Below are 15770 nucleotides of genomic sequence, written 5' to 3'. Positions count from 1 at the left end.
GGGCTGTACACGGTGGCGCAGGTCAATGTGGCGATGGGCCGCTCCGCCGCGGGGGCCTGGGGCGGCTGGACGTTGATGGTGGCGTACGAGAAGGAGTCGGAGCCGCTGCGGCAGTTGGCGATGTGGGACGGCTTCGACTCGCTCGGCCCGCGCGAGGACCAGGTGATCCGGCTGCGCGGGCTGCGGTTCCCCGAGGGGGCCGCAGGGCGTGCGGGGCTTGTCGCTTACAACGGCGACCGCGGGAGCCGGGGCGACTCGCTGACCGTGTCGACCGGACGCGGTGGGCCGACCGTGCTTGCCGACCGGGCCAACCCTCGTGACGACGTGCTCAATTCGACGATCAGCGAGCCGGGTCCTGACGCGATCGAGCGGGTTCCCGCGTATCCGAACACGCTCGGCTATGACTCGGACGTCCTCGAACTTGGTAAGGGGATCCGCCGCGGGGGTGACCAGTTGACCTTCCGGCTCGTTTCGCAGCGGGACACGGCGTGGGTCGGGGCACTGTTCACCGCCGTCGACGCGAAGCAGTGACGCGCGCGCCCGCGCGCCGTCCGTGAGCGAGGAACCGCGCATGCAACTGTCAACCGACCCTCCGTCGCGGGTCCTGCACATCACCCAGCCGGTCGACGGCGGTGTCGCCCGGGTGGTGACGGACCTGGTGAAGGCGCAGCTCGCCGCCGGAACGCACGTCACCGTCGCATGCCCGGGCGGCAGCGACCTCGCCCGAACCCTCCAGGCGCTCGGCGGCGACGTACGCGACTGGCAGGCGACACGTGCGCCGGGGCCATCGCTGCCTCAGGAGGTACGGCGGCTCGGGCGCGTCGTCGCGGATGTGCGGCCCGATCTGGTGCACGCGCACAGCGCCAAGGCCGGGCTGGCCGCCCGGCTCGCCGTGCGCGGGCGGGTGCCGACCGTTTTCCAGCCGCACGCCTGGTCGTTCGAGGCCGTCGGCGGGGTCACCGCGGGGCTCGCGCTGAAGTGGGAGCGGTGGGGGGCGCGTTGGGCCTCCCGGGTGGTGTGTGTCAGTGAAGCGGAGCGCGATACCGGCGTACGCGCCGGAGTGCACGCTCCCTGGTGTGTGATCCCGAACGGGATCGATCCGGCGCGCTTCCACCCCGCGGCCGTGGACACCGTACGAGCCGGTATTCCGCTGCTCGCCGAAGCGGGGGTCGGGCCGGCGACGCCCCTGGTGGTCTGTGTGGGGCGGCTGTGCCGGCAGAAGGGGCAGGAGGTCCTGCTTCAGGCGTGGCCCGAGGTGGTCCGGCGGATGCCCGCGGCCCGGCTCGTGCTGGTCGGGGACGGGCCGGACGCCGAGCCACTGCGGGCCGAGGCGCCCGGCGGGGTGCTGTTCGCCGGGGCCGCCGAGGATGCCGTCCCCTGGTATCAGGCCGCCGATCTGGTGGTGCTGCCGTCCCGTTGGGAGGGCATGGCGTTGGCTCCGCTGGAGGCCATGGCCTGTGGGCGCCCGGTGGTGCTCACCGACGTGGACGGCGCCCGGGAGAGCCTGCCGCCGGACCTCCGCGAGCGCTGTCTGGTGCCGTCGCAGGCGCCGGGCCCGCTCGCCCACACCATCTCCGAACTGCTGTCCGACCCGCTGCTGTGCGAGTCCCTCGGCCATCAGGGACGCCGCCACGTACTGACCACGCACGACGTGCGCCGTACGGCCGACGCGGTCGCGGACGTCTACCGCGAGCTGCTCACTCCGAGGCTCGGCGTGGACACCGCGAGCGGGGAACCCACCGAGTGCAGGGAGTCCATCCACTCGTGACTGCGGAAAGCACCGTTCCCTCCCCGGGCGGACAGCCCCGGGAGTACGGATTCTCGCCCGTCTCGGTCATCCCTCCTCGCGGGGTCGCCGACGGCTTCAGATTCCCGGCCGGCCAACGGTCTTCCACGCGGCGGGCTTCAAGGCTGCCGCTGCTCGCCGTGGACGGCGGTGCGGCGTTGCTGGCCGGCCTTGCGCTCGCCCAGACCCAGCGCCAGCCGTTGCTGGTCCTCGCGCTGGTGCTCGGGGTGGTCTGGCTGAACGCGCACGCGTCGCTGTACCGCGCCGAGCCCGTGCCCGCCGTACTGGACGAACTGCCCGCGGTCTGCGCGCGGATCGCGGTGGCCTGGTGCGTGCCGGCGGCCCTGCTGGCCGCGCTCTTCCCCGCCGGCGCGCTGTCCGCCCGGACCCTGGCCGTGGGCTGCGTTCTGCAGTCGGCGGCGAGTTGCGCGGGCCGCGGCGCGCTGCACTGGCGGCGGCGCAGGTCCCTCGTGCTGCGCCCCGGTGCCGCCCTGGTGATCGGTCCGGCCGCAACGGCTCAGCGGGTGGCCGCGGCCTTCCTGCGCCATCCGGCCTGCGGAGTGCGGCCGGTGGGCATCGTCGCCGACCAGCCGACCGGAGGTGACGGGCTGCCGGTCCTCACCACCGGCGAGGAGGTGCAGCGGGCCCTCATCCAGAACAGTGTGCGGGTCGCGCTCGTGGTGAAGTCCGGCGGCGAACGCGGGCCGCTGCTGCGGGCGTTGGCCGAGGCGGGCTGCGTGGTGTGGGAGATCGACGCGGACTCGCCGTCGTACGACAGCGGGACGCACGCACTGCACGGCCAGCTCGCGGGGTTCTCCTGCCGACAGCTGGCCGCCCCCGGCCGCCGTGGCAGCATCGGCAAGCGGCTGCTCGATGTCGCCGTCTCCGGAACGCTGTTGCTGCTGGTCAGTCCGCTGCTGCTGGTGTGCGCGGTCGTGCTGCGGCTGAGCGACGGGCCCGGCGTGGTCTTCCGGCAGGAGCGCATCGGCAAGGACGGGCGCCCCTTCACCCTGCTGAAGTTCCGCACCCATCGCCCGGTCGACGCGCACGAGGCCGCGACCCGCTGGAGTGTGGCGAACGAACGGGAGATGAGCCGGTTCTGCCACTTCCTGCGGCGCACCTCGCTGGACGAGCTGCTCCAGCTGTGGAACGTGTTCTGGGGCGACATGAGCCTGGTCGGGCCGCGCCCCGAACGCCCGTACTTCGTAGGGAAGTTCAGCCAGACCTACCCCGGTTACGCGGCCCGCCACCGGATGCGGACCGGCATCACAGGACTGGCCCAGATCCACGGGCTGCGCGGTGACACCTCCATCGAGGACCGCTGCCGGTTCGACAACGCCTACATCGACAACTGGTCGCTGTGGCAGGACATCTGCATCCTGCTGCGCACGGCCGCCGCGCTCGTACGTCCGACGGGGAGCTGAGCCGGTGAGCCAAGTCCTGCCCCTCTCGCCCCTGGGCACCCTGACATCCGTCCTCGGGCGGGCGCTGCCCGTGCTGCCCGTCGTCGCCGTGATCGCCCTGCTCGGGCTGCCGGTCGCGCCCGGCGGCGAGGGCGGCGCGACGGTGGCCGACGCCGTCTCCGGGCTCGTCGTGCTGTGCTGCGCGGTGCGTCTCGTACGAGGCCGGCGGCGCCCCCTGTCCCGTACGGCGGCGGTGGTCATCGGGCTGCCCGTGATCGGTATCGCGGTCGCGGCGGCCGGAGCGGCGAGCCCCGGGGCCGGGATCACCGGCCTCGCCCGCTACCTCCAGGTGTTCGTGCTGGTCCCGGCGGCGGTGCTGCTGCTGGTGCGGGACAGGCGTGACTTCCGGCTGCTGGCCTGGTCGTTCGTCGGCCTCGCGCTGTGGCAGGGGGCGATCGGGGTGCACCAGTACCTCACCGGGACCGGCGCCTCCTATCAGGGCGAGGACATCCGGGCGGTGGGGACCTTCGGGGCCTCGGACATCATGGGGATGGCGACCGTGGTGGCGTTCGGGCTGGTGTGTGCGGTGGGGCTGGCGCTCGGGTCGGGCGCCGCCCGGCAGCGGACGGCCGCCGTGGTGTGCTCGCTGGTACTGCTGCTGCCGCTCGCGCTGTCCTTCAGCCGGGGCGCGTGGATCGCCACGGCGGCGGCGGGCGGTGCGCAGTTGGTGCTCGCGGGACTGCGGCGGGCGGTGAAGGTGGGCGCGGTGGTGGCCGCCGTGGTGGTGATCCTCGTGGGCGGCTTCGGTGTCGGCTCCGCGATGCTCCAGGAGCGGGTCAGCAGCATCACGCAGGTCACCGACGCGCCGGACCAGTCGGTGACAGACCGGTACACGATGTGGGCGGCGGCCGCCGGCATGTGGCGTGAACACCCCCTGACCGGCGTCGGGTTGAAGGGCTTCCCCGACCACCGCGACGGCCACGCCTCCCTCGCGCTCTCCTCGGGCAGCGACACCGGAGGCGCCGGCGCCGCCTTCCGCAAGCAGCCGCTGCTCTCGCCGCACAACATGTACCTCCTCGTCCTCAGCGAACAGGGGCTCATCGGACTGCTCGCCCTCGCAGGCAGCTGGCTGGCACTCCTGGCGTGCGCGCTGCGGGGGCTCGTACGGACCCGGCGGACCACGTCGGGCATCGGCACCGCCTGGGGCGGCCTCGACTGCGCGCTGGTCGCGTGCGGGCTGCTCGGCTGGCAGTTGATCGACTTCATGTACGCCGACATCGGCGGGCCTTCGACCGTGCTGACCGCCGTCTGCTTCGGGCTCGTGGGCTGGTGGGCGCTGATGGATCCGGCGTCCTCGGCACCGCGGTCGCCGTCTCGGCCGGTGGCGGCTCCGGGATCACTGGAGAAGGCCTCGACGCGATGACGGTGACGCCGCCTCGGGCGGAGGCCGAGGGTGGGGCGGGTGGCGAGGTCGACGGCGCGACCGGGCCTACGGTCAGCGGTACAGGTCACAGCGCGGTGGCGCGCCGGGCCGACGCGGGCAGGACTGCGGGCGCGACCGGCGCCGGCACGGTGACGCGCGCTCCCAGCGGCGGCAAAATTACGCGCACAACCAATCCCAGCACGGTGGCGCGCCCGGCCGACGCCGGCAAAAGTGCGGGCACAACCGGCCCCAGCACGGTGACGCACACAGCCAACGCCGGCAAACCTCCGGGCACGACCGGCGCCGGCACGGTGACGCGCGCTCCCAGCGGCGGCAAAGGTACGCGCACAACCGCTCCCAGCACGGTGGCGCGCCCGGCCGACGCCGCCAAGGCTCCGGGTACAACCGACCCCAGCGCCGTGGCACGCCCAGACAACGCCGCCAAGGCTCCAGGCACAACCAACCCCAGCACGGTGACGCACACAGCCGGCGGCAGTAAAGCTCCGGCCTCAACCGGTCCCGGTGTCGTCGCGGGTGGCGCCGGCGGTTCCCGGGGGCAGGCGGCTTCCGTCCCTCTCCCTGCTGCTCGTACCGCGCCCCCGGTCGCCCCGAAGCCCGATGACCCGCCCTCCTCCGGTAGCCGCTTCCTCGCCAAGGCCGCTCTTGTCACCGTCGCGCTGTCCATCGCGGGAGCGCTGCTCGGCCTCGGCCGGGACCAGGCGTTGGCGCATCTGTTCGGGGCCGGGTCGGAGACGGATGCGTTCCTGGTGGCGTGGACGGTGCCGGAGTTCGCCTCGACGCTGCTGATCGAGGACGGGCTGGCCTTCATCCTCATCCCGGCGTTCAGCATGGCGGTGGCCCGGCGCGCGCAGGGAGCCGCGGGCGATCCGGTCCGTGCGCTGGTCGCCAGTACCCTGCCCCGGCTGTCGCTGGCCTTCGTGGCCGCCTGTGCGCTGCTGATCGTCGGGGCGCCCTACCTGGTCGAGGCACTCGCACCCGGTCTGCCCGATCCCCAACTGGCCGTGGACTGCACCCGGTTGACGGCGACCTGCGTCCTGGGCTTCGGCTTCGCCGGGTACTGCAGCGCGGTGCTGCGGGCGCACCGGCGGTTCGTCGCGCCCGCAACCATCTACGTGGCGTACAACACCGGGATCATCACGGCGATGTTCGTCCTTGGCGACCACTGGGGCGTGCGCTCGGCGGCCCTCGGGGTCGCGGTGGGCAGCGCGCTGATGGTGGCGGCGCAGGCGCCCTCGCTGTGGCGGCAGCTCCGGCGCAAGCAGGAGGCGGCAGAAGGCCCGGGCACCGCCGAGGAGGCGCGCCCGATGGACCTGAGCCTGGTCACCACGGTGCTGCTCTTCGCCCTGTGCCGCCAGTCCCAGGTCCTCATCGAACGCTTCCTGGCCTCCTCGCTGCCCGCCGGAGCCATCTCGCATCTGAACTACGCCCAGAAAGTGGCCCAGATGCCGATGGTGCTCTCGCTGATGCTGTGCACCGTCACCTTCCCGGTGGTCGCGCAGGCGATCGCCGAGGGTGACACAGAGCGCGCCCGCAACCGCGTGGAGCGCGATCTCGCGCTGGTCTCCTGCACGGTGCTCCTGGGCACGGCGGTGGTCGTCGCGTGCGCGCCTCAGATGATCCAACTGCTATTCCAGCGGGGCGCGTTCACCGCGCAGGACACGGCGGTCACCGCTTCCGTCATGCGCGTGTACGCCCTCGGGCTGCTCGGCCACACCCTGGTCGGCGCGCTCGTCCGCTCGTACTTCTCGGGCGGGCGGCCCACCTGGTACCCGCTGTTCGCGATGACCGTGGGGATCATCGCGACCTCCTGGATCGGCGCGCTGACCGTCGGCTACTGGGGGGTGCTCGGGATCGCCGCCGCCAACGCTCTCGGCATCACCATCAGCGCCGTGTTCCTGCTGTACGGCATGGGCCCGCGCAGTGTGCCGATCCGTACCCGCCAGGTGCTCGCCGAGATCAGCAAACCGGTGCGCGCAGCGGTGGTCGCCGCCGTGGTGGGCGGTCTCTGCGCGAGCCGTGTGGACTCCCCCCTGCTCGCTCTTGTCACCGGCGGCACAGTCGTGACCGTCGTCTTCGCCCTGCTCGCCCGGGCCCTGGGGGTCCAGGGCTTCGCACCCGCCCTCCGTTCGCTCACACAAAGGCTCCCGCATGCCCGTTTCCGCTGACACACCCGCCACCAGACGCCTCGACACGACGGCTCCGTGGGTGGCCATGTACCACTCGGTGGGCGACCCCTCCGAGGACCCGTACCGCATCACGGTCTCCCCGGACCGCCTCGACCAGCAGCTGACCTGGCTGCGGCGGCGCGGTCTGCGAGGCGTGAGCATGAGCGACCTGCTCGCGGCCCGCGCCCGGGGCAAGGGGCGCGACCTCGTCGGTCTCACCTTCGACGACGGGTACGCCGACTTCGTCGAGAACGCCCTGCCGCTCCTACAGCGCCACGACTGCGGCGCCACCCTCTTCGTCCTGCCCGGCCGGCTGAGCGGTGACAACGCCTGGGATCCGCTCGGCCCCCGCAAACCGCTGCTGAGCAAGCAGGGCATCCGGCTCGCCGCCGCCTCCGTGGGTGTCGAGATCGGCTCGCACGGGCTCACCCACGTCGACCTCACCCAGGCCGACGACGCCCTCGTGTACGCCGAGGTCGCCGAAAGCAGAGCAGTGCTCTCGGAGTTGATCGGTGCTCACGTCGAGGGCTTCTGCTATCCGTACGGGACGATCGACCAGCGGGTCGTGGACGCCGTACGGAACGCCGGATACACGTACGCCTGCGCGATCGACCCCGGCCCGCTGACCGGCCCGCACGCCCTCCCCCGCGTCCACATCGGCGAGAACGACACCGCCGTACGCCTGCTGCTGAAGCTCAAGCTGCACCGCCTGCGCCGGCGTCCCGCCGAGGGAGTCTGATGAAGGCCCTGCACATCATCACGGGCCTCGGTGTCGGCGGCGCCGAGCAGCAACTCAGGCTGCTCCTGCGCCACCTGCCGGTCGACTGCGATGTCGTCACCCTCACCAACCCGGGCGCCGTCGCCGACGGGCTCACCGACGACGGTGTGCGCGTCACTCACCTCGGCATGGCGGGCAACCGCGACCTCGCCGCGCTCCCCCGCCTGGTGAAGCTGATCCGCGCGGGCCGGTACGACCTCGTGCACACCCATCTCTACCGGGCCTGCGTGTACGGCCGGCTCGCCGCCCGGCTGGCGGGGGTCAGTGCCGTCGTCGCCACCGAACACTCCCTCGGCGATTCCCAGATGGAGGGGCGCAGGCTGAGCGCGGGGGTGCGGGCGCTGTATCTGGCCAGCGAGCGGCTCGGCCGGTCGACCGTCGCCGTCTCGCCGACCGTCGCCGACCGGCTGCGCCGCTGGGGCGTGCCCGCACCACGCATCGAGGTCGTCCCGAACGGCATCGACCTGGCCCGCTTCCGCTTCGACCCGGTGCTGCGCGAGCGCACCCGGCGCCGGCTCGGGCTGCCGGAGGGCGCGTATGTCGTCGGCGGGGTCGGCAGGCTCACGGCGGGCAAGCGGTTCGACGTACTCATCCGCGCGCTGGCCGAACTGCCCAGCGATTACTGGCTGTTGCTCGTCGGCGGCGGCGTGGAGGAGAACGTGCTGCGGCGGACGGCACATGAGGCCGGGGTCGCGGACCGGGTGCTGTTCACCGGCGAGCGCCCCACCGGCGGCCTGCCCGGCGCGGATCTGCCGTCGCTGATAGCCGCCATGGACGTCCTCGCCTCGCCCTGCGCCGAGGAGGCGTTCGGCCTGGCCGTCGTCGAGGCGATGGCGGCCGGACTGCCCGTGCTGTACGTGTCCTGCCCGGCCGTCGAGGACCTGCCGGTACAAGCAGGCCTCAGTGCCCGTCGGGTCCAGGGCGGCTCGGACTCGTTCGCCCGCGCCCTGAGAAGGGTCCGCGAGGAGGGTCCCGCGCCCCGCTCGGTACCGGACGCCGCCCACCACTACTGCATCACCCGCAGCGCCGCACAGCTCATGGACGTGTACGCGGCCGCTGTGACCCGCACCTGACTGGGAGTGAGTTCCTGATGACCGAAAACCTCACCAGAGGCCTCCGCCCGAACGCAGCGGCCATCGCCCGCGCGAAGACCATGCCCCCCTGGTCCTTGCTCGCCGCCGGCGCCGTGCTCGGCGGGCTGCTCGGCGGCGCGTACGGGGTCGTGAAGGCACCGACGTACACGGCCACGAGTTACGTCGTCGCCGTACCGACCGAGAAGTCGGACCCGGCGGCCGCCCTCGGTTTCGCCCAGGCCTACGGCCGGGTCGCCACCCAGCTCGCCGTGCTCGGCGACGCGCAGGTGTGGGCCGGGGTGCCGGTGAAGACGCTCCAGGAGAGCGTGCAGACCGCGACCTCCCCGGATGCCCCGATGGTCTCCGTCTCGGCGACGTCCTCGCGCCCCGACCTCGCCGCCGACATGGCCAACGCCGTCTCGCGCGCGCTGACCCGGCATGCGAACGACGCCAAGGCCGAGACGAACGTCGAACTCCAGCAGTTCGCCCGCGCCACGAAGCCCACCGAGGCGTCCTCGGCCTCGCCGGGCGTGACCGGTCTGGTGGGCGCCAGCGCGGGCGGCCTGCTCGGCGGTCTGGTGCTGCTGGTCCGTCCCCGGCGCACCGTGGACGCCGCCCGCCCGGCCTCCGTGCCGAGCCCCGCGACGGCCGCCGATGTGCGCGGGCAGATGTGAGCGGCACGCTGCAGACCGCCGCCGCCGGGACGCTGGTGGCCGAACTCGTCACCGACGAACGCGAGTTCGCGGAGCTCGGCCCGGCCTGGGGCCGCCTGTACCGGAATTGCGCCACGGCCACCCCGTTCCAGAGTCACGCCTGGCTGCACTCCTGGTGGCTCTCCTACGGCACCCCCGGCCGACTGCGGCTGGTGCTCGTGCGTGATGACTGCGGCGAACTGCGTGCGGTGGCACCGCTGATGCGTGTACGCCGTCCGCTGCCCGCGCTCGTGCCGCTCGGCGGGGCGATCTCCGACTACGGGGACGTCCTCATCGACGACGAGCACGCCGACCGGGCGGCGGCCACGCTCACCGAGGGGCTGTCGGCGGCCGCCCGCACCGTGCTCATCGACTTCCGCGAGGTGCGGCCCGGCGGCGCGGTGGAGCGGATCTTCGAGCGCTGGCGCGGGCCGCGCAGCCGGGTACGCGACTCGCTCTGCCTGGAGCTGCCGGGCACCTCGATGGACGAACTGGTCGGCCGGCTCCCCTCCTCGAAGGCCCAGCGGGTGCGGGCCAAGCTGCGCAAGCTCAGCGCGCTCGGGGTCGAGCAGCGTGTCGTAGGCCATGACGAGGTGGACGCGGCGCTGCGACGGCTGCTCGAACTGCATCAACTGCAGTGGCAGGGACGGAAGGTGACGTCGGAACACCTTCAGGAGCGGTTCTCCGAGCATCTGGTCCGGTCGGTCGGCCCGATGGTGCGCTCAGGGGACGCGGTGGTCACCGAGTTCCGGCTCGACGACACCGTGATGGCCGTGGACCTCACGCTGCTGTCGCGGCGCCTGGCGGGCGGCTATCTGTACGGCGCCCACCCGCAACTGCGCGAACGGAAGGCGGATGTCGCGGTGATACTGCTCAACGCCTGCGCCCAGCACACCGAGGCGGGCGGACGCGCGGCGCTGAGCCTGCTGCGCGGTGACGAGCCCTACAAGCACCACTGGCGCCCGGAACCCGTCGTCAACCAGCGCCTGCTGCTCGCCCGGCGGCGAACGGCGCCGCTGATGTCGGCGGTCGTCTGCGACGTCGCCGCGCGCAGCCGGGGCAAGGAGCTCTTGCGTCGCTGGAGGGAGCGCGGTGGCGGCAGGCCGTGAACGACCCGCTGCCACCGCTCTCATGCCCACCTCACCTGTCGCGCGACCACCAGTCGAAGCGGAGGCAGAGCTTCCCGCCGATCCAGTACTCGACCCAGTCGCTCAGGTCCACCGGCGAGCAGTTGGGCGGGCGCACCGGGTTGGGCGGCGGAGTCGGTTCAGGTGTGGGTGGTGTGGGAACGGGGGTGGGATCCGTGTGGCCGGACAGCGCCGAGCGGTAGATCTCGGACGCCTTCGGGTTGTCCGCGCACTGCCACACACCGTGCGGGCAGTAGTCGGTGACCGTGTTGTACAGCGGCTTGTGCTCGTCCATCCACGCGAGCATGCGCTTCATGTACGCCGCATTGTCACCGTTGCGGAAGAGTCCCCATTCAGGATAGGAAATGGGCTTGCCATGGGATTTGGCGAAGTCCACGTGCTCCTGAAGGCCGTACGGCTCTTTCACCTGCTCGTCGAATGACAGTCCCGACGGCTGGTCGTACGAATCCATACCGATGATGTCGACCGTGTCGTCCCCCGGATAGCACTGCGTCCAGGGGATGGCGTCCCGGCCGCGGTTCGGGGTGAAGTCGAACCGGAATTTCTGTCCCGGCACCGCCCGCATGGTGGTGACGATTCTGTTCCAGTACTTCTTCCAGGCCTCCGGGTCGGGACCGCAGCGATGGGTGTACGTAATGCCGTTCATTTCCCAGCCGAGCACGATGACGGTGTCCGGCACCTTCAGTTCGACAAGGCGCTCGGCCAGCGCGCGGAAGTGTTTGTCGAACGCTCCGGACGCGGCCTGGCGCAGCAGCACCTTGACCTCGGCGTCGGAGACGCGCTCCTCATTGCGCTCCATCATCGGCACGTTGAGGACGAGCATCCGGTCGTCCTGCTCGCGCCGCCAGTCCGCCCAGACGTCGAGGAAGCCGGGGGCGCCCTCGATGTTGCTCCAGCGGTCGCCGGGCAGATACGTGTGCCCGACGCGGAGTTCGGTGCCGCCCAGCCACTTGCTGAGCTCGGCGATCCGGGCGACACCGCGGGCGCCGTAGTCCAGGTAGGCGCCGAACGCGGGTGCCTTGTCGGCGGGCTTCGGTTCGGTCGTGTCCGTGGGAGTCACGGGCACCGTAGGTGACGCGGGTGGCGTGAGTGGTGCGGGCGTCACAGGTGTCGTCGCCGGGGTCACCGACGCCGGTGTCGGCGCCGGGTCGTCGACTCCCACCACCCCGGCGCCCACGGCGTATCCCGGACCCGACGCCAGGGCGACCGACGCGACGATGCCGGCCGCGACGCACGCCAGCCGTCTGCTCCGGAGCCGTTGCTGCTGAGGGGCCATGCCTGCTCCTCTCTCCACTCTGCTGTTCCGACGGCACATTCCGTCTTCCGGTACTCGATTTGCCTTCTGGCTACTTCTGCCTACTGACACTCAGTCATATGAATACCCATTCCGCCAACCGAGGCTCCGGCCTTTGTGTGCGCCGATCACCCGCACGGGTGACCGACCCGAAGGAAATTCCGTGCCGCTTCTCGACACCCGCGTCCCCGCCGTGCTTCTACGGATCGACCGGAACCCCTTTCACCACGGAACGCTGGGGGCCGCACGCTCGCTCGGCAGAGCGGGCGTGGAGGTGCATGTCGTCGCCGATTCAACGGGAAGTCCCGTCCGCAGGTCGCGTTTTGTCAGCGAGATGCATCCCCCGCCACCGCCCGGCGCATCCGCCGGAGAAATCGTCACCGCATTGCGCCGAGTGGCCGCGCGCGTATCCCGTCCCGCCGTACTCATCCCGATGGATGACGCGAGCGCCGTCGCGGTCGGCCGGTGCCGTGAACAACTCGCCCCTTCCTATCTGCTGCCTCAGCAGCCCGACGCGCTCGCCGAGCGCGTGGCCGACAAGGCGGAACTGGCCGCCGTGTGCGAGAGCGCGGGCATTCCGCACCCGGTGACGCTGATTCCGGACAGTCCGGCGCAGGCGGTCGCTGCGGCCTTGCAGTTGGGGCTGCCGGTGGTGGCGAAGTGGAGCCGCCCCTGGCTGGTGCCCGCCGGGTCGGGGCTGCGCAGCACGGTGGTGGTGCGCTCGCCGCAGGAGGCGCAGGCGCTGTATCTGCGCACCGAGGAGGCGGGCAGCCGACTGCTGTTGCAGGCGTTCCTGCCGCCGGGTCCCGACCGCGACTGGTTCTTCCACGGGTACGCCGACCGGTCCGGGGCGGTGTGCGGAGGCGGGCCCGGCCGCAAGCAGCGCGCCTGGCCACGCGGTGCCGGGCTGACCGCGGTCGGCCGCTGGACCCCCAACCCACAGCTCCAGTCGCTCGTTGAACAGCTCATCGGGGCGCTGGGCTACCGCGGCGTCTTCGACCTCGACTTCCGCAGGGACGGCGCGAGCGGCCGCTACCACCTGCTCGACTTCAACCCCCGCCCCGGCGCCCAGTTCCGGCTCTTCGCCGACGGGGCGGGCCTGGATGTCGTACGCGCCCTGCACCTGGACCTGACGCACCGTCCGCTGCCGGACCCCGCGCCGCTTCCCGGCCGCGCGTTCGTGGTGGAGAACTACGCCCCGCTCAGCGCGCTGCTCCCCCGGCCCGACGGGTGCGAGCTCGCCTGGCACGCACGGGACGATCTCGCGCCCGGGCTCACGATGTGGGCCCTGTGGGGCCGCCATGTGATCCGGCGCCTGCTGGACCGCGTACGGCGTTCGGCGCCTGTCGCCGATCGGGCGCGGGTCGTACGACAGCCGGGCACCCCGACCCCGGCTCCCCTGACCGACGACGAGAAAGCGAGTAGCTGCTGATGTACGACCTCCTGGTGGTGGGAGCCGGCCCGTACGGCCTGTCCGTCGCCTCCCACGCCGCGGCGGCCGGGCTGAGCCTGCGCGTCCTCGGCCGGCCCATGGCGTCCTGGCGTGACCACATGCCCCGCGGCATGTTCCTGAAGTCGGAGCCGTGGGCGTCGAACCTCTCCGACCCCGCGGGCCGCTGGCGCCTCGACACCTACTGCGCCGGTCAGGGCGTCCAGGCCCGGCACGGCGAGCCCATCCCGGTCGAGATGTTCGCCTCGTACGGGCTGTGGTTCGCCCGCAACGCGGTGCCCGAGGTCGACGAGCGCACGGTGGTCCGGGTGAGCTCCGTCCCCGGCGGCTTCGAGGCGGTCCTGGACGACGGCGGGATCCTGCACGCCCGCACGGTCGTCCTCGCCATCGGCGTCCTGCCCTTCGTCGAGGTACCGGCCGCCCTGCGTGAGCTCGGTCCCTCGTACGTCTCGCACAGCAGTCACCACGGCGACCTCGACCGTTTCCGCGGCCAGGACGTCACCGTGATCGGCGGTGGTCAGGCAGCGCTGGAGACGGCGGCCATCCTCGCCGAACAGGGCACCCGTGTCCGGGTCCTGGCCCGCGCCGACCAACTGAACTGGAACGACGTGCCGCCCGCCTGGGAGCGCCCGTGGTGGGAGTCGGTCCGCACCCCGCACAGCGGTCTGGGCCCCGGCTGGCGCAACTGGTTCTACGCCGAGCGCCCCGGTCTCTTCCACCGGCTCCCGGAGACCACCCGCGCCCGGATCGCGGCCACGGCCCTGGGTCCGGCGGGCGCCTGGTGGGTACGCGACCGCGTCGAGCCGGCCGTCGAACTGCTCCTTGGCCACCAGGTCGCGGCGGCCTACCCCTCCGGCGGCGGCGTACGCCTGGAGACGGTGGGCGGCGGCGGTGAGCTGACGTCACTGGAGACCGAACACGTCATCGCCGCCACGGGGTTCAGGGCGACCCGCGAACGGCTCGGCCTGCTCGCCGACGAGTTGCGCGGGGACCTCGCCGCGGTGGCCGACGGTTCCCCCGAGGTCGGCCGGGACTTCGAGTCCTCGGTGCCCGGCCTCTTCATGGCGGGCCTGGTGACGGCGGCCGGCTTCGGCCCCGCGATGCGCTTCGTGCACGGCGCCGCGTTCACGGCCGAGACACTCGTACGCGGGGTACGGCGACGGCTGCGCACGATGCCTGTGCCGGTACCGCAGCGGCGGCGCGAGGCACCGGACCCGGCTCGGCGGTGACGCAGGCCCGGGTGCCGGGCGCGTGACGCGTCCGGCACCCGAGGGACGTGCTAAGCCCTGTCGTCACATGCCCGTCTGCCTCGCGACGGGAATGTGACGACAGAACCTAGCGACGGGACGCGGCTCGGCCTCGTCGGTACAGGACGGTTCCGCCCACGAGGAGAGCGGCGCTGGCGGCCGAGGTGGCGAGCAGTCCCTCACTGCCGGTGTGCGGCAGGGCGGGCGGGGGCCCGGAGGGAGTCCCAGGCGGGGTGCCGGGAACGGTAGGGGGAGGGGTCGTGGGCGGGGTGGTGGGAGGGGTCGTCGGCGGGGTGGTGGGAGGTGTCGTCGGCGGCGTCGTGGGAGGCGCCGTCGGCGGCTTGGTGGGTGGGAGGGTCGGCGGCGTCGTGGGAGGCGTCGTCGGGGGTGTCTTGGGAGGGGTGGTGGGAGGCGTCGTCGGGGGCGTGGTCGGCGGGGTGTCGCCGTAGCCCGCGGGGCCGTTGCCGCAGTCGTTGCCGAAGGCGGGGTTGCCCACACCGACCACGTCCGCCGTGTTGCCGCACGCGTTCACCGGCACGTCCACCGGGGCCTGGACGCTGTTGCCCGACAGGACGCCGGGCGAACCGTGCGTCTCGCCGTACGCAGAGGAGCCGGAGCCACCACCCTGGTCACCGCCATAGCCGCCCGAGTGGCCGGAACCGTAGCCCGACGAGTCGTCACGGCCGGAGGAGCCGTGCGGCGCGCCGTGGGACCCGTGGGAACCCGAACCGGAGCCGTTGGCACAGGAGTTCCCGAACGCCGGGTTGAGCGCGCCGATCACGTCGACGGTGTTGCCACAGGCGTTCACCGGTACGTTCACCGGAAGCTGGAGGTTGTTGCCCGACCCTGCGCCGGGCGAGTCCTGGGCGCTTCCGTTCGCGTGCGAGTCGGCGAAGGCGGGGGTGCCGTACAGGGACAGGATGCTCGTCGTGGCCGCGGCCACGACCATTCCCCTACTCAGGGTCTGTCGCAATCTCTTGCCTTCCTGCTCGATGAAGTGAGGAAAGCCGGCCCTGGAACCGAAAGGCGTTCCAAGACCGGCTGTGACCCAGCCGATGTGGCTGCTGTGCTGTCTGCGTCAGTCGTTGACGCAGGTGTTGCCGAACGCGGGGTTCAGCAGACCGATGACGTCGATCGAGTTGCCGCACACGTTGACAGGAACGTGGACGGGAACCTGGACCACGTTGCCCGACAGGACGCCCGGCGAACCGATGGCCGCACCCTCGGCTTCGGCGTCCGCGAACGCGGGGGAGGCGAGTCCCAGGGCCATGATCGCGCCCGCGACGATGG

General features: G+C 72.4%; 13 protein-coding genes and 1 pseudogene. 11 read left to right on the top strand and 3 right to left on the bottom strand.

Annotated features, from left to right (window positions below):
- The 9 genes and pseudogenes from ACFWP7_RS00585 to ACFWP7_RS00545 all read left to right on the top strand — a co-directional run.
- A pseudogene (locus tag ACFWP7_RS00585) lies at positions 1–531 on the top strand (DUF3344 domain-containing protein); the annotation flags it as partial.
- 40 nt (positions 532–571) lie between these two features.
- Positions 572–1768 (top strand): glycosyltransferase family 4 protein, encoded by a 1197-nt coding sequence (locus ACFWP7_RS00580; RefSeq protein ID WP_384373677.1) that lies wholly within the window; start codon positions 572–574, stop codon positions 1766–1768.
- Entirely contained in the window at positions 1765–3210 is a 1446-nt protein-coding gene (locus ACFWP7_RS00575; protein ID WP_384373674.1) for an exopolysaccharide biosynthesis polyprenyl glycosylphosphotransferase, read from the top strand. Before ACFWP7_RS00580 ends, ACFWP7_RS00575 begins: the two co-directional genes overlap by 4 nt.
- Positions 3211–3226: 16 nt before the next feature.
- Positions 3227–4612, top strand: coding sequence for an O-antigen ligase family protein (locus ACFWP7_RS00570; RefSeq protein ID WP_384374118.1), 1386 nt, complete (start codon positions 3227–3229; stop codon positions 4610–4612).
- A gap of 419 nt (positions 4613–5031) precedes the next feature.
- Complete coding sequence (locus ACFWP7_RS00565) at positions 5032–6798, top strand: lipid II flippase MurJ (protein ID WP_384374115.1); 1767 nt, start codon at positions 5032–5034, stop codon at positions 6796–6798.
- The gene (locus ACFWP7_RS00560) at positions 6782–7537 is read left to right on the top strand and encodes a polysaccharide deacetylase family protein (RefSeq protein WP_384373671.1); all 756 of its coding nucleotides are present in this window, start codon (positions 6782–6784) and stop codon (positions 7535–7537) included. The genes ACFWP7_RS00565 and ACFWP7_RS00560 overlap by 17 nt, the downstream gene beginning before the upstream one ends.
- Positions 7537–8649 (top strand): glycosyltransferase, encoded by a 1113-nt coding sequence (locus tag ACFWP7_RS00555; RefSeq protein WP_384373668.1) that lies wholly within the window; start codon positions 7537–7539, stop codon positions 8647–8649. The genes ACFWP7_RS00560 and ACFWP7_RS00555 overlap by 1 nt, the downstream gene beginning before the upstream one ends.
- A gap of 17 nt (positions 8650–8666) precedes the next feature.
- The gene (locus ACFWP7_RS00550) at positions 8667–9323 is read left to right on the top strand and encodes a lipopolysaccharide biosynthesis protein (protein ID WP_384373666.1); all 657 of its coding nucleotides are present in this window, start codon (positions 8667–8669) and stop codon (positions 9321–9323) included.
- Positions 9320–10450 (top strand): GNAT family N-acetyltransferase, encoded by a 1131-nt coding sequence (locus ACFWP7_RS00545; RefSeq protein ID WP_384373663.1) that lies wholly within the window; start codon positions 9320–9322, stop codon positions 10448–10450. Before ACFWP7_RS00550 ends, ACFWP7_RS00545 begins: the two co-directional genes overlap by 4 nt.
- Before the next feature lie 31 nt (positions 10451–10481).
- On the opposite strand, the gene ACFWP7_RS00540 is transcribed toward ACFWP7_RS00545, so the two are convergent.
- Entirely contained in the window at positions 10482–11765 is a 1284-nt protein-coding gene (locus ACFWP7_RS00540) for a glycoside hydrolase family 26 protein (protein WP_384373660.1), read from the bottom strand.
- 181 nt (positions 11766–11946) lie between these two features.
- Here ACFWP7_RS00540 and ACFWP7_RS00535 point away from each other — a divergent pair, with 181 nt between their 5' ends.
- Both ACFWP7_RS00535 and ACFWP7_RS00530 read left to right on the top strand, forming a co-directional pair.
- A complete protein-coding gene (locus tag ACFWP7_RS00535; RefSeq protein WP_384373658.1) occupies positions 11947–13215 on the top strand; it encodes an ATP-grasp domain-containing protein in 1269 nt (422 codons plus the stop codon).
- A complete protein-coding gene (locus ACFWP7_RS00530; RefSeq protein ID WP_384373655.1) occupies positions 13215–14462 on the top strand; it encodes an NAD(P)/FAD-dependent oxidoreductase in 1248 nt (415 codons plus the stop codon). Before ACFWP7_RS00535 ends, ACFWP7_RS00530 begins: the two co-directional genes overlap by 1 nt.
- 106 nt (positions 14463–14568) lie before the next feature.
- Here ACFWP7_RS00530 and ACFWP7_RS00525 read toward each other — a convergent pair whose 3' ends face one another.
- Both ACFWP7_RS00525 and ACFWP7_RS00520 read right to left on the bottom strand, forming a co-directional pair.
- On the bottom strand, positions 14569–15429 hold the full coding sequence (locus tag ACFWP7_RS00525) for a chaplin (protein ID WP_384373652.1): 861 nt from the start codon (positions 15427–15429) through the stop codon (positions 14569–14571).
- A gap of 129 nt (positions 15430–15558) precedes the next feature.
- Positions 15559–15750, bottom strand: a complete 192-nt coding sequence (locus ACFWP7_RS00520) for a chaplin (protein WP_384374113.1) — start codon at positions 15748–15750, stop codon at positions 15559–15561.
- Between the last annotated feature and the right edge of the window lie 20 nt (positions 15751–15770).

The organism is Streptomyces sp. NPDC058470, from assembly GCF_042721055.1.
Taxonomy (GTDB): Bacteria; Actinomycetota; Actinomycetes; order Streptomycetales; family Streptomycetaceae; genus Streptomyces.
The sequence above is the reverse complement of the archived record's forward strand: the minus strand, read 5'-3'. Positions and strand labels throughout refer to the sequence as shown.

Bases quoted from the DNA above. Each gene is read 5' to 3' on its own strand.
- ACFWP7_RS00580 (WP_384373677.1), top strand. From the start codon at position 572: ATGCAACTGTCAACCGACCCTCCGTCGCGGGTCCTGCACATCACCCAG.
- ACFWP7_RS00560 (WP_384373671.1), top strand. From the start codon at position 6,782: ATGCCCGTTTCCGCTGACACACCCGCCACCAGACGCCTCGACACGACG.
- ACFWP7_RS00555 (WP_384373668.1), top strand. From the start codon at position 7,537: ATGAAGGCCCTGCACATCATCACGGGCCTCGGTGTCGGCGGCGCCGAG.
- ACFWP7_RS00550 (WP_384373666.1), top strand. From the start codon at position 8,667: ATGACCGAAAACCTCACCAGAGGCCTCCGCCCGAACGCAGCGGCCATC.
- ACFWP7_RS00540 (WP_384373660.1), bottom strand. From the start codon at position 11,765: ATGGCCCCTCAGCAGCAACGGCTCCGGAGCAGACGGCTGGCGTGCGTC.
- ACFWP7_RS00530 (WP_384373655.1), top strand. From the start codon at position 13,215: ATGTACGACCTCCTGGTGGTGGGAGCCGGCCCGTACGGCCTGTCCGTC.
- ACFWP7_RS00525 (WP_384373652.1), bottom strand. From the start codon at position 15,429: ATGGTCGTGGCCGCGGCCACGACGAGCATCCTGTCCCTGTACGGCACC.
- ACFWP7_RS00520 (WP_384374113.1), bottom strand. From the start codon at position 15,750: ATGGCCCTGGGACTCGCCTCCCCCGCGTTCGCGGACGCCGAAGCCGAG.